Source organism: Mucilaginibacter litoreus (assembly GCF_042676805.1).
Classification (GTDB): Bacteria; Bacteroidota; Bacteroidia; order Sphingobacteriales; family Sphingobacteriaceae; genus Mucilaginibacter; species Mucilaginibacter litoreus.
Genome location: NZ_JBHTHZ010000014.1, coordinates 648,914 through 662,422 on the forward strand (window position 1 = coordinate 648,914; position 13,509 = coordinate 662,422).

A 13,509-nucleotide genomic window follows, 5' to 3' on the forward strand; every position below is an offset into this window, starting at 1 on the left:
GATCTTATACAAAGCAAAGTGCGCAGGCGAACATAACATTTACAAGCAATACCATGCTGAATAAATTTTTGTTGTGGCGGCTTATAGTTGCCAAACGCATATTAACAGACTTAAGCATTTTATTATTAAGTAATATAAAATGACTTAATAACAGAAATATAAATGCGCAGCCGGTTATAAGCATAAGGCTGCTCATGTTTATGGTTATCAGTTGTGCTTTAAGCAGCAATTTTGTAAATAACATTGCATTTGTGAGCACGATCATCAGCAAAAAGCTAACATTAAATAATGATTTAAATTGGGGCAATTTGCCGGAACCGAAGATGTTAAAGCTCCACCTGTAAAGTTTTACATAAATTGATTGATAGGCCTTTGTCATAACGCTAATAATTTAAGTGAAACAATTTGTTAACTTTTCGGGCTGTCTGTCCCGGTTGGCAACCTTATTCAATTATACGAATAATATTTAAAAAAGGTATAAAGTTTTAAATATTTTTATAAATCAAAATAAAAGCGATTGAGTTAATAAAACGGCAAAATTAAATTATGATTGGTCAGTCCTTTTCCTGAGTGACATTATACTGGGCAAGTAAATTAATATTCGGGTCGATCTTTAGATCTGGAGTGGCTGATGAGGGCACAGTTATAACCACCATCCCATCATTGATCTCTTTTTGATAAGTTTTGCCATCAACGCTGTATTCCAGGTTAAATTTGTATTGCTCTGGCTGTAGCTGCTTTACAGTTAACGTTGTTTGTTTTGCAGATGGACTATACTGCCAGCGGATGTCTAATTGTGGGTGGCCCGAGGTGCGTAGCCATTGTGTAAAAAACTGTTTAAGTTGCTGCCCGCTTGCTTTCTCCATTATGTTGCACAGATCTGAAGTAGTTGCGTTGCCGCCGTTATACTTTTTATAATAAGCAGCTATACCTTTCCAAAAAGCATCATCGCCAATTTTACGGCGCAGCATGTGTAATACCCAGCCGCCCTTTTGGTAGGCATTAGTATTTAACAACTCCATCATCTGTCCATGAAATGCTGAGTCGACAACCGGCGCTTTATATTTTTTTTCAAATCCAAATATTGCCTTCCTGTCTTCATCAAGGCGTTTGTTAAGGCTGTCGGTACCGTACTGGCCTTCTATGTACAAATTGGTCATGTAAGTGGCGAAGCCTTCGCTAAGCCACACGTGCCACCAGTTTTTTTCGCTTATGGCATCGCCAAACCATTGGTGCGCTATCTCATGAGCCATTAACGCCTCTATGCCCCTGTCTTTAACCGATTGTTCAAAATAAAAGATCGCACCTGCGTTTTCCATCCCACCGAATATCGTTTTAGATTGTACGTTTGCCAGCTTTTTGTATGGGAACGCGCCTATGCGTTTACTAAACCAGGGCACTATTTTAGCAGCTACTGCGTAGCTTTTAAAACCAACTTCCTTATCTTCAGGGAACACGTAAGTAGATATTGGTATACCATCAGGCTGGCCACTTTGTTCTACTGCAAATTCGGCAACACCTATCACCATTACTTTGGTAGGCAACAATGCTGTTTCTTTCCAATAACTAACCTTATTATCACCGGAAACATTTTCAGAAACCTTTAAGCCATTAGCCACAACTGTGTATTTAGCGGGTGCAGTAACTATGAATTCTACTGATGCCTTATCAGCCGGATCATCTACGCAGGGCAGCCAGTTTTTAGCGCGGGTAGCCCAATTGTCGCCAAAAAAAGTGCGGTGGTTGTACCGATTGGTAGATATGATCAAACCATCAGCCGGTATGCCTTCGTATGCAATTTTATAATTGTGCACACTGCCGGCATCAGCTTGTGTATTAATGGTAAGCTTGCTGCTATCCTGCGAAAATTTTAACGCTTTGCCATTTTCTGTAACAGCAAGCACCGTCATGCCTTTACCATCAGCGCGCTTTTTAATCAGGTCGAGGTTTATGGCTGGTATTGCATTTGTAGCTTTAGCTGTAACAGTTGCTTCGCCTTTGATAACATTAGTTGCGTCAGTAAGAGTTATAGCAAACCTATAATGTTGTACATCAATGGTTGATGGTAGCTGTTGCGCACTTACTATATTGGTTAAAGCTAACAGCGCTGTAAAAAGTATATTTCTTCGCATGAGTAATAATAACTAAAATAACAGTAACTGCAAACAGCTTAAAACAAAACGCCCCGCAATAGTTGCAGGGCGTTTAAATTATGGGATGATGTAAATTACATTTTAGGCATTCTGCGCATCATGGCGGCCATAGCTGCAGGGTTGCTCATCTGTTTCATTACTTTGCGCATATCGTCAAACTGCTTCATCAAGCGGTTAACCTCCTGTATATCGGTACCAGAGCCTTTGGCAATACGTATGCGACGGCTTTGATTGATCAGGTCAGGATTTTCCTTTTCCTTTGGAGTCATGGATTGAATAATCGCCTCGATACCTTTAAAAGCATCGTCACTTACTTCAACATCCTTCATCATTTTACCAACACCAGGTATCATACCCATCAAATCTTTCATGTTACCCATTTTTTTGATCTGCTGTATCTGGCTGTAGAAGTCGTTAAAGTCAAACTTGTTCTTACGTATTTTCTTCTGTAACTCAGCGGCTTCTTTTTCATCAAATTGCTGCTGGGCGCGCTCTACCAGCGATACCACGTCGCCCATGCCCAGGATACGCGATGCCATACGGTCTGGGTGGAAAACGTCCAGCGCTTCCATCTTCTCGCCGGTACCAATAAATTTGATCGGCTTGTTAACTACCGATTTGATAGATAACGCCGCACCACCACGGGTATCACCGTCAAGCTTGGTCAATACCACGCCTGTAAAGTCAAGCCGATCGTTAAATACTTTAGCGGTATTTACAGCATCCTGACCGGTCATGGAATCCACCACAAATAAAATTTCATGCGGGTTAGTGGCTGCCTTTACATTTTCTATCTCCACCATCATGGCCTCGTCAATAGCCAAACGGCCGGCGGTATCTATAATTACCACGTTATTGCCATTCTGCCTTGCCTGCGCAATACCTTCTTTAGCAATGGCTACCGGGTCGTTCGACTCGCGGTTGGCATAAACAGGAATGTCTATTTGCTGGCCTAATACCTCCAGCTGGTCTATCGCCGCGGGGCGGTATACGTCGTCGGCAACCAGTAAAGGCTTTTTATTTTTCTGGGTCTTCAGAAAGTTGGCCAGCTTTCCGGTAAAAGTGGTCTTACCAGCACCGTTTAAGCCTGCAATCAATATGATGGTAGGCGATGCTTTAAGCTCAAGCTCAGAAGTGGTACCGCCCATTAATTCTGTCAGCTCATCATTCATTAGCTTGGTTAATAACTGCCCTGGCGAAATTGTAGTCAATACATTCTGGCCAAGTGCTTTTTGTCTTACATCATCAGTAAAGGCTTTAGCTGTTTTATAGTTTACGTCGGCATCCAGAAGGGCTTTGCGTATTTCCTTCATGGTTTCGGCCACGTTTATTTCTGTAATTGATCCCTGACCCTTCAGTACCTTAAACGCCCTGTCGAGTTTATCCGAAAGATTTTCAAACATTATTTACCTAATTTTTGAGGCAACAAAGTTAAGATTTTGAACCAATTGATACAGACTTCATTGCAAATAATGCATTATCACTAAAATCGATGCAATTTATAGATGGCTGTATCTAACACCGGGTCTTTCATTGTAAGCAGGCTTTGTTTAATGTTACTTACTTTTACGTCCACCGGGACACCAATGCCTTCATAGCAGACCATTCTTGGCGAATAATATTTTTGATTAGATAAAGTAATCGTCCAGCCATTAGGCAGCTCTTGTTCATACATATCAGATAAGTTCCCTTCGGTGTTTGTGCCAATGGTTGATACCTGTGAAAGCTGCTTCATTGCCAGTGTGAATACTTCTGCCGCGCTGACTGTTTTATCGTTTGTAAGGATTATTACCGGTTTTGTAAACGCAAACTTGCCTTTAGGGGTTATTGTCCATTTTTGTGTTTTAGTGTAACGGTTGGTGCCGGCTATGCGCTCCCGCTTGTAATGGCCAATTACTGGTTTTGATGTAAACCGGCCCGCAACTTCGTAACTGAATTTATCATCGCCACCTATGTTAGCCCGAACGTCAATGATCATCCCCTTAAGGTTACTACACTGTGCCATAATAGAATCGAGTATTTCCATTTCAAAATCTTTTTCGTCCAACTCGCCATCCTTTATTTTAGCAAAGCATCGGCTAAAACGCAGGTATCCAAAATTGGCTGATTCACTGAAGTAAAAAAGATGCTTGCCTTTGAATATGGAGCCATAACCTTTTATACGGGCAAAGCCGTTCTTCATAAGCGTACTGTCTGCAGTTTGCCAAAACGCTGCCTTTAGGCTGTCTGTGTTAAATTCGGCTGCAAAATGCGACGGACCAGCCGCGTTAAATTTCTTTTTATGCGCGGCATCAATCAGGTTTACATGCGAGTCGCCCAATGGCTTAAGCATAGTGCTCATCACATTAAAAAGGCTGTCGTTACTGATGCTGTTGGTTACAAGCGGGCGATATTTTTTATATGATTCCTGCCAGTTGACTTTATGAAGCTCAAAGAACGCATAGTTATTGTTGAAGATATTCCAAAATACATCAAAGTTTTTTTGGGGAGCTAAATTTTGCGAATAGATAGAATTGGTAAAACAAACTAATGCAATAGCGATAAAGCAGATTTTAAGTTTCATATTTTGTTTAAATATAAAGCTTTTGCATCATTGCTTTATCGGCCTGGTTTAAATGTATATCTTGGCATAAACATTTTATGAAAAGGTTAATACTGATATTTTTGATAACTCCGCTGGTAATGTATGCACAGGAAAAGGCCAGAGCTACTTTGCAGTTTGCTATCAACGGCGAAATTGAGAAAGCAACTGTTATAACGCTCGACTCGCTAAAACAATATAAATCAGTTGAAATAGGCGATATAAAGGTGACCGATCATTTAGGGAATTTTAAACATCAGGACGATAAATTAAAGGGAGTGCTATTGAAAGATGTTCTATCGCATTCAAAATATAAAGCCGCCAGCCCTAAACTTTTAAGTCGTTTTTATTTCATTTGCGAGGCATCGGATGGTTACAAAGTGGTATACTCCTGGAATGAATTGTATAACACTGCTGTTGGCAATCAGGTTTATATCATTACGGAAAAGAATGGTATCATGGCAGAGAAAATGCCTGAAAGCTTGCAGATGACATCGGCATCAGATTTTAAAACCGGCCGCAGGTACCTGCATAACCTGACCAGGATTGAAGTGAAGCAGGTAAATTAAATTTAATAACTAATATTATTTTATTTCAAGGCTGTCAGTACTAATGCCATCAATTTCTTTCGGGTTATGGCTAACAATAAGAGCTGTCGCACCAAGCTCGGTAAATAGCTTTTGCAAATGGGTTATTAATCCGGCCTTAGTTTTACTATCCAATGCCGAAAAGGGCTCATCCATTAATAATAATTTTGGTTTTATAGCCAAAGCCCTTAAAATGGCTAAACGTTGTTGCTGTCCACCTGATAGGTAATCAGGCTTATGTGTGGCGAAATCTTCAAGTCCTCCAAGTTTTAGCAACCTATTTATCCAGCCTGCATCAGTGCTCGCGTATTCCAGATGTTGCCTTACCGTCATGTTAGGAAACAAGGCATAGTCCTGAAATACAAAGCCGATATGCCTTTGTTGCGGGCTTAAATTGATTTTTAAAGATGAATTGAACCAGGATACGTTATTGAAGCTGATAGAGCCGGTATCGGGCACAATCAGTCCGGCAATCATTTTTAATAATGTTGTTTTGCCTGCCCCGGAAGGGCCGGTAATGCCGGTAACGCCCGTGCCGAATTCTTTCTTTATTTTAAGCACTTGCTGCCCGCTATAAGCCTTTAGTTTTTTCTCAATATCAACAGCTATCATTCCAACGGGCTTTTTACCTGGTAACGGTTATAAACAAAAACGCCCGTAACCAATATAAATGTTATGGCGAATAATACAAATGAGTAATTATTGGCTGCAGCATAATCCATTTGTTCAACAGAATCATAAACAGCTATGGATGCAACCCTTGTTACTCCCGGTATGTTGCCGCCTATCATCAACACTACTCCAAATTCGCCCAGGGTATGTGCAAATGTAAGTACAGCGGCGGTAAGTAATGATGGTTTTATATTAGGGAGTAAAACATGCCAGAATGTTTGCCAGGTGGTTTTTCCAAGGGTGTAAGATGCTTGGGTAAGCGATACGGGCAATTGCTGGAAGGCCGACTTAATTGGACTTACCATAAATGGCAGGCTATAGATAACAGATGCCAATACAAGGCCCTGAAAAGAAAACACAAACTGTACATTAAAAACTTGTTGCAACCAGCGCCCGGGCCCATGTTGTGGGCTAAAAGCCAGCAACAAGTAAAACCCTAATACCGAAGGTGGCAATACCAGCGGCATGGTTATTATAGCTTCTGTGATGATTTTAAAAAATGAGCGCTTTTTTGATAGCCAAAAAGCCAATGGCAAGCCTAATATCAGCAACAGTACCGTAGTGACAGCAGCAAGTTGCAGGGTTAACCATATAGGTGAAAAATCCATTGATTATATATGGTAGCCAAATTGTTTAAATATCTTTCTTGCCGAAGAGCTGAGTATATATCTATAAAATTTTTCGGCAGATGCGTTGCCCCTGGCATGTTTCAATAAAAGCATTCCTTGCTCTATAGGCGTATAACTTTTGGGGCTGATAACGCTATAGTAAAGCGGCGTTTTATTAGATGCATCTTTTATCAGCGATAAAGTTGTAAACCCTGCCTGCACCGTGCCGGTTATAACATAAGTGTTTACCTGCGATATGCTTTCGCCAAATACAAGCTTAGTTTTTAGCTTATCATACATATTCATTTGGTTAAGCGCCTGCTTTGTCGCCCTTCCGTAAGGTGCAATGGCAGGATTAGCAATGGCAATTTTTTTAATGCCCGCAGTTAATACAAGCTGCTGCCACTTACTAAGATCAAGCCTTTGTTTGCTGCAGATAATAAGCACTCCCTGGGCATAAATCTTTACGGGCGTTAATCCAAAGCCATCATGCTGCAGGGATAATGGGAAATCGGTATCAGCAGATAAAAAAACATCAAATGGCGCTCCATTGCGTATTTGCGCGGCCAGGTTACCCGATGGGCCAGAAATTATGTCGATGTTTACCCCAGTACTGCTTTTAAAATCTGTTTTTATTGTTCTCATAACAGGTTGCAGGTTAGCAGCAACTGCAACCTTTACCGATTGTGTCATTGCGGTATTGATGCAAATGACCCAGATCAAACCAAATAGCGAAAATGTTTTAGTGAATACTTTCCTCATTCAGGGTAAATGTTGATTCACAAAATACGTAATATTGAGTTATTGTAACAAGTGTTCAACATAAATCCGGATATGTACTGACTTAAAGAGGCTTCAGTAATTTTAAACAAACTTTATTGCAGTTATTTAAATAATTACCGGTGCAGAAAGTCGGTCAGATAGCAAAAGAACCGGGCATAAGTGCCTGGTTCTTTTTAAGATAATATTATTTATCACTTAGCATGACAGGCGTTTTACTATTACCCATTATAATTATCTTGGTGTTGGGCGAAAGCGCAATATCTTTTTGCGCTTTTATACTTTCGTATTGCAGCTGTTTATCAGATAAACCGGTTGAAAGGATTTTTTGATAATCGGCAATACCTTGTGCTTCTACGCGCTTTCTGTCTGCCTCCTGGCGTTCTTTCTGTAAAACGAACTGCATTTTCTGGGCATCCTGTTCGGCCTGTATTTTTGATTCGATACTTGCCCTTACAGAGGCTGGTAAAGAGATATTGCGTATCAATATTTGCTGTACCATCAGTCCGTTTTTAGCAAAGCTTACTGCAATGGTATGGTTGATCTTTTCCTGAAACTCCTGCCGTTTTGTTGAATATAAATCAACAGCTGTGTAAGCCACCGCATTATCCCGTATGGCTGTACGCGATACCGTGCGTACAATCTTATCAACATAATCCATGCCTATGTTCTGCAAAATAAAAGGGGCTTTAACAGCATCAACTTTATATAAAACAGATAAATCAATAGTAACCTCCAGCCCATCTGATGATAATACTCTTATAGCATCATCTCCCTGCACTTCCCCCTCGCTATGTGTGGCGCTCATGGTATAATTTTGTGTTTGTACATTAAAATCAGTTATATCTACTAACGGATTAACAATATGCAAACCGCTTTCAAGCACGTTACCTTGTACTTTCCCAAATAATACCTGTACGCCAACCTTCCCCGGTTGTATCACCTTAAACATGGCTGTCAACAGGCCTATGGCAATCATGCCAATACCGGCAATTTTAACAATATTGCTAAAACGCGCTCCGGGCTGTGCCGAACGCTTAAGTATTGTACTTATAACAAATACAATTATACCAACAATGGCTAAAAACATAAGGTAAGGAAAGGTTAGGTGGTCAGGTTACTTTTTACGCTGTAAGGCGCGCACTTCTTTTATAAGCTTTATTTTAAAAATAATGAACATGGCGGCCAAAAAAGAGCAGCCAAGTACATACTCCCATCGTTGATGCTCCCAGGCAGTATATACTATGGCCAGGCATGCAAAAATAGCTATGTTATAAAATACGTTTAGCGCTACTTTTTTGCCCATTGATTAGTAAACATTAATTTCAGGATCAATCTCTGTTTTCCAGGCTAAGATGCCGCCTTGCAGGTTATATAAGTTGGTATAGCCTTGTTGCTCTAATTGCATAATGGCAGCAGCGCTGCGCTTGCCGCTGCGGCACATTACTACAACAGGTTTATCGTGCGATATCTTATCTGTTTCTATTAAGATGCCCCCTAAGGGTATCAGCTGTCCACCAATGTTTGATGTTTCGTATTCAAAATCTTCGCGAACATCTATCAGTTGAAAATCTTCGCCTTTATCCAGTTTTTCTTTTAATTCCTGTACGGTTATTTCTTTCATCTTGGGTGTAATTATAGAGCCAAAGGTAGGGTTTTCTGTATCAAATATTTAAGCAAGTTTTGTAACAAAGAGAACCTAAGTGCGTTTTAATAAGTGACGTATAGTTATACATTAAAGTTTAATGAAAAAAATCAACAGGTTTTTTTGGTTTTGCTCCGGCGCTCACATAGACACGCTGAAAAAATACCCGATAGAACATAATAAATATGTAGGCATCGGTGCTACCATATTTTTTACCGCCCTGTTTGCATCGTTATCCGGCGGATATGCCATGTATTTTGTGTTCAGTGGCAATGCTTTTGCTGTTGGGTTTGCCATATTGTTTGGTTTGCTTTGGGGTACTGCAATCTTTAATATGGATAGGTACATTGTATCCAGCATCAATAAAGAAGGAAGCATCAATCAACAAATCTTGCAGGCTACTCCCCGCATTTTGCTGGCTATTATGATCGGGGTAGTAATCTCGCGTCCGCTGGAACTGAAAATATTTGACAAAGAGATTCGGCAGAAGCTTAAAACAGCATACCTCAAGGGGCAGCATACAAAAATTGATAGTCTGCAGCGTACTTATAACCAAAAATATGCGCAGGAAATTGTCAAGAATAACGATCTTAAGAAAGAAAAGGATTCGCTTGAGCGGGATATCAATCGTTCCAGGTATGAGCTAAATCAGGAAGTCTTTGGCGATAAAACCAACCAGACATCCGGGATTATAGGTTATGGTACCTATGCCAAGCAAAAAGCAGACGTATTAAAGGAAAAGCAGGATAGGTTAAAAGTAGTTACCGATAACCTTGGCCAAAATGAGCAATACTTGGGCCAGCGAAAAGATTACGAAGGCGTAAATTCAACCCGTTTGTTTTCTGAAAAACAGCTTGATAGCCTGGCCAATGTAGCCGGCTTTGCCGATCGCAACTGGGCTTTAGGACAGCTCTCTTACAATGTTGACGGATCGCGCGATCTGGATACTTATATGGCTATCTCTTTTATTGGCTATTTATTTATACTTTTTGAATGTTTGCCGGTTTTTGTAAAGTTGATGTCTCCTAAAGGGCCTTATGATACTGCCGTTGCAAAACTGGCCGAAGCAAACATTCATTTTGCAGAAAGGGATAAAGAGCGGGATATTAATGTAACCGATAGCACTTACGACCATAACCTTGAAGCGGATATTAACCGGCGAAAACAAATTATAACGGGACAATCTGAATATGATTTGAGCCGGCATACTTATGATTGAGTCGTTTTGAAACGCAGGAAAATTGTTGTTGCTGCATGCCTTGATTTGTAATAAAATTGATAGGCAGATAATTCCATTATAAATAGTATTTTCAGCACCTGAAGTATACTGATACATGAAAAAAGTATTTATAATGGCTACTGCAGTATGCCTTGCAGTAACGGCTGTTGCTCAAAACAATTCAAATAAGTTCCGTAATACTATTTATTACGCTGTTTCTTTCCCTAATGCCATACATCATGAGGCAGAAATAAGCATGACTATACCCGATGCTCCTGCCGGGGCCTTCCGCGTAAGGATGAGCCGTTCATCACCTGGCCGTTACGCAACGCACGAGTTTGGTAAAAATATTTATAACGTAAAGGCGACCGATACCCAGGGGAATCCGCTATCAGTGAAACAGGTAGAAGGTGATGTTTATGAGATCAGCGATCATCCGGATGTTGTAAAGGTAAGCTATACCCTTTTTGGTAACCATACCGATGGTACTTATGTTGGCATCGACGCCAGTCATGCTCATTTGAATATGCCTGCCGCCTTTATGTGGGTAACAGGCTCGGATATGGTTAAGCGTCCCGTTAAATTTGAATTTAACGACCTTGATAAATACGGTTGGAAAGTAGCCACTCAATTAAAACACGAGGCAGATAATGTTTACAGTGCACCCAATCTGCAATACATGATGGATAGCCCTGTAGAGCTGTCAAACCTCAAGACAAGCAAATGGGAGGTGGTAAATACCAATGGTAAAAAGCAACAAATGGCTATTGCCGTTCACAGTGATGATGATCAATCGGTAGTTGATGCTTTTGCAAAGCAGGTTCAAAAGGTAGTGCTTGAAGAAAAGGCAGTGTTTGGCGAACAGCCGGATTATGATTATGGCAGTTATACTTTTCTTGATGATATCTATCCAACAGATTTTGGCGATGGGATGGAGCATCGCAACTCTACCAGTATTGTAGACCGCGGCGAGAAAATTGCAGGTAATGAAAAGGACCTGTTAGGCACTTATGCGCATGAGTTTTTTCACAGCTGGAACGTAGAACGCATCAGGCCAAAATCATTAGAGCCATTTAATTTTGAGCATGCCAACATGAGTAACGAGCTTTGGTTTGCAGAAGGGTTTACACAATACTACGGCGAAATGCTGCTGGTGCGCGCCGGTATTAATTCAATTGATGATTATACAGGTACAGTTGGCGGTTTGGTTAACTCGGTGCTGGCCACTCCTGCGCCAGGTAAGTACCCGCCTACTCAAATGAGCCGCTACGCTGTATTTGTTGACGCCGGGGTAGCTATTGATGCTACCAATTACAGTAATATTATTACCAGCTATTATTATTACGGAGGTGCTACTGCCCTTGCGCTAGACTTGCGTCTGAGGGCTGAATTTAATTTGACGCTTGATGATTACATGAGGCAGGTATGGCTGGCGCATGGCAAACCCGAAAAGCCCTATACTATTCCGGATCTGCAAAACATACTGGGCAGACTAACAAATCCAAAATTCGCCAAGGCTTTTTTTGACGACTATATCTACGGCGTTAAGAAAAACGATTATGCCGGTTTGCTGGATAAGGCCGGATTGATATTACAAAAGTTTGCCCCAGGGAAAGGCTGGATGGGGCGTATACAAGGCCGCCCGGCCAACGGAGGTTTTATGATAACCGGTTCAACTGTATCAAATACGCCTGTTTACAAAGCCGGTTTGGATGCCGATGACATCATTATAAAAATTGATGGCAAAGAAATAAAAGATCAATCGGCACTGGCTGATATGGTGAAAGATAAAAAGCCGGGCGATAAACTAACTGTAAACTATAAAAATCGCACCGGCGACCATGAAGCTGTAATAGTGCTGGAAGAAAGCCCGGCCCTGCAGGTTGTAACCTATGAAAAGGCCGGTAAAGAATTAACCCAACAACAAAAGGATTTCCGCAGCAAGTGGTTATCCTCAAAAGTAAAATAATATGAAGATCAAAGTATGGATTGCGGCTGCACTATTTGCTGCACCGGGAACAAGTTTTGGCCAGGATGTAAATAAACTGATCAAAGAGGCCGATGTTGAACGTGTGATTAAAACCCTGAGTGCCGATGATATGCAAGGTCGGGGCACATTTACGCCAGGTATTGAAAAAGCAGCCGGTTTTATCGAAGCCGAATTTAAAGCTGCCGGGTTAGCGCCAATGCCCGGTAATAAAGGTTACAGGCAAACATTTTCGCAAACGCGCGTAACGCCAGTTAACCCTAAAGTAGTGTTTGATGGTAAAACAGTTTCTGATGAAAAAGTGGCCGTTAACACCAGCGCCGCCTTTAGCTGGAAAAGTGATACTACCATAAAAGTGGTTAACCTGACAGACGAGAAAAACTATCGTATGCAGTTGGGTACCGCTATGCGTAGTGGAAAAAAACTTTTGGTAATATTCAATGCTTCAATGGCCGATCTCTTCAAGCGCTTTCGTGAAAGGGCTGTTAAAGGCAGCATAAGCAGCGGCGGGCAAACGCAACCTACGGTTTATGTACTTGGCGAAGCCGAACCGAAGACATTTGAAGTAAGCTGTGAGGTAAAAACAGAGGAACTGCCGTTAAGCAATATAGTTGGTGTTATCCCCGGTAAGTCAAAACCTAATGAGTATGTGGTTTTTGGCGGGCATTATGATCACCTTGGTATTATTAAGCCGATGGAAGGCGATAGCATAGCTAATGGTGCAGATGATGATGCATCTGGTACTACCGCCGTAATTGAGTTGGCCAAGTATTATAAAAAGTTAAACAATAATGCCCGCACGCTGGTATTTGTTGCGTTTACTGCAGAAGAAATTGGTGGTTTTGGCTCCAGATATTTTGCCGAAAAGATTAATCCCGATCAGGTGATTGCCTTATTTAACATTGAGATGATTGGCAAGGCCGCTAAATTTGGAGAAAATTCCGCTTTTATCACCGGTTTTGAACGTTCAGACTTTGGTCCAATCTTACAGCGCAACCTGGAAGGTACTGCGTTTAAGTTTTATCCAGACCCATACCCAGAGCAAAACCTGTTCTATCGTAGCGACAATGCGTCCCTTGCCGCTGTGGGCGTACCAGCGCATACCATATCTACCGACCAGATACCAACCGATAAACTATATCATACAGTTAAGGATGAATTCAGCAGCCTTGATGTTAAAAATATAACCGCTACGATAAGGGCAATAGCGTTAAGCTCCAAGTCGATTATTGCCGGACAGGATACACCTACTCGCATACCTAAGCTTGAGCGATAAA

The 13,509-nt window shown here is 41.2% G+C and carries 13 protein-coding genes; 4 read left to right on the top strand and 9 right to left on the bottom strand.

Going from position 1 to position 13,509, the window contains the following annotated elements:
• Window positions 1-554 precede the first annotated feature (554 nt).
• The 3 genes from ACFQZX_RS18705 to ACFQZX_RS18715 all read right to left on the bottom strand — a co-directional run bounded on the left by ACFQZX_RS18705 (window position 555) and on the right by ACFQZX_RS18715 (window position 4,716).
• A complete protein-coding gene (locus tag ACFQZX_RS18705) occupies window positions 555-2,132 on the bottom strand; it encodes a M1 family metallopeptidase (RefSeq protein ID WP_377118277.1) in 1,578 nt (525 codons plus the stop codon).
• Between the two features lie 95 nt (window positions 2,133-2,227).
• Window positions 2,228-3,556, bottom strand: a complete 1,329-nt coding sequence (gene ffh / locus ACFQZX_RS18710; RefSeq protein ID WP_377118279.1) for a signal recognition particle protein — start codon at window positions 3,554-3,556, stop codon at window positions 2,228-2,230.
• 80 nt (window positions 3,557-3,636) lie between these two features.
• On the bottom strand, window positions 3,637-4,716 hold the full coding sequence (locus ACFQZX_RS18715) for a S41 family peptidase (protein ID WP_377118281.1): 1,080 nt from the start codon (window positions 4,714-4,716) through the stop codon (window positions 3,637-3,639).
• 77 nt (window positions 4,717-4,793) lie between these two features.
• On the opposite strand from ACFQZX_RS18715, the gene ACFQZX_RS18720 reads away from it, so the two are divergent.
• The gene (locus ACFQZX_RS18720; protein WP_377118283.1) at window positions 4,794-5,303 is read left to right on the top strand and encodes a molybdopterin-binding protein; all 510 of its coding nucleotides are present in this window, start codon (window positions 4,794-4,796) and stop codon (window positions 5,301-5,303) included.
• Between the two features lie 15 nt (window positions 5,304-5,318).
• Here ACFQZX_RS18720 and ACFQZX_RS18725 read toward each other — a convergent pair whose 3' ends face one another.
• From ACFQZX_RS18725 to ACFQZX_RS18750, 6 genes are all read right to left on the bottom strand, one after another.
• Entirely contained in the window at window positions 5,319-5,933 is a 615-nt protein-coding gene (locus ACFQZX_RS18725) for an ATP-binding cassette domain-containing protein (RefSeq protein ID WP_377118285.1), read from the bottom strand.
• On the bottom strand, window positions 5,930-6,601 hold the full coding sequence (gene modB, locus ACFQZX_RS18730) for a molybdate ABC transporter permease subunit (RefSeq protein ID WP_377118287.1): 672 nt from the start codon (window positions 6,599-6,601) through the stop codon (window positions 5,930-5,932). The genes ACFQZX_RS18725 and modB overlap by 4 nt, the downstream gene beginning before the upstream one ends.
• Before the next feature lie 3 nt (window positions 6,602-6,604).
• Window positions 6,605-7,363, bottom strand: coding sequence for a molybdate ABC transporter substrate-binding protein (gene modA, locus ACFQZX_RS18735; protein ID WP_377118289.1), 759 nt, complete (start codon window positions 7,361-7,363; stop codon window positions 6,605-6,607).
• Between the two features lie 205 nt (window positions 7,364-7,568).
• The gene (locus ACFQZX_RS18740; protein ID WP_377118291.1) at window positions 7,569-8,471 is read right to left on the bottom strand and encodes a prohibitin family protein; all 903 of its coding nucleotides are present in this window, start codon (window positions 8,469-8,471) and stop codon (window positions 7,569-7,571) included.
• Window positions 8,472-8,498: 27 nt separating this feature from the next.
• Window positions 8,499-8,687 (bottom strand): DUF6358 family protein, encoded by a 189-nt coding sequence (locus ACFQZX_RS18745; protein ID WP_377118293.1) that lies wholly within the window; start codon window positions 8,685-8,687, stop codon window positions 8,499-8,501.
• Between the two features lie 3 nt (window positions 8,688-8,690).
• Window positions 8,691-9,005, bottom strand: a complete 315-nt coding sequence (locus ACFQZX_RS18750) for a rhodanese-like domain-containing protein (RefSeq protein WP_377118295.1) — start codon at window positions 9,003-9,005, stop codon at window positions 8,691-8,693.
• A 121-nt stretch (window positions 9,006-9,126) separates the two neighbouring features.
• On the opposite strand from ACFQZX_RS18750, the gene ACFQZX_RS18755 reads away from it, so the two are divergent.
• The 3 genes from ACFQZX_RS18755 (at window position 9,127) to ACFQZX_RS18765 (ending at window position 13,508) form a co-directional block, all read left to right on the top strand.
• Window positions 9,127-10,245: a DUF4407 domain-containing protein gene (locus ACFQZX_RS18755; protein WP_377118297.1), complete on the top strand. Its 1,119-nt coding sequence runs from the start codon at window positions 9,127-9,129 to the stop codon at window positions 10,243-10,245.
• Window positions 10,246-10,360: 115 nt separating this feature from the next.
• Window positions 10,361-12,214, top strand: a complete 1,854-nt coding sequence (locus ACFQZX_RS18760) for a M61 family metallopeptidase (RefSeq protein ID WP_377118299.1) — start codon at window positions 10,361-10,363, stop codon at window positions 12,212-12,214.
• A gap of 1 nt (window position 12,215) precedes the next feature.
• Window positions 12,216-13,508, top strand: a complete 1,293-nt coding sequence (locus tag ACFQZX_RS18765) for a M20/M25/M40 family metallo-hydrolase (protein ID WP_377118301.1) — start codon at window positions 12,216-12,218, stop codon at window positions 13,506-13,508.
• The last annotated feature ends 1 nt before the right edge of the window (window position 13,509 follow it).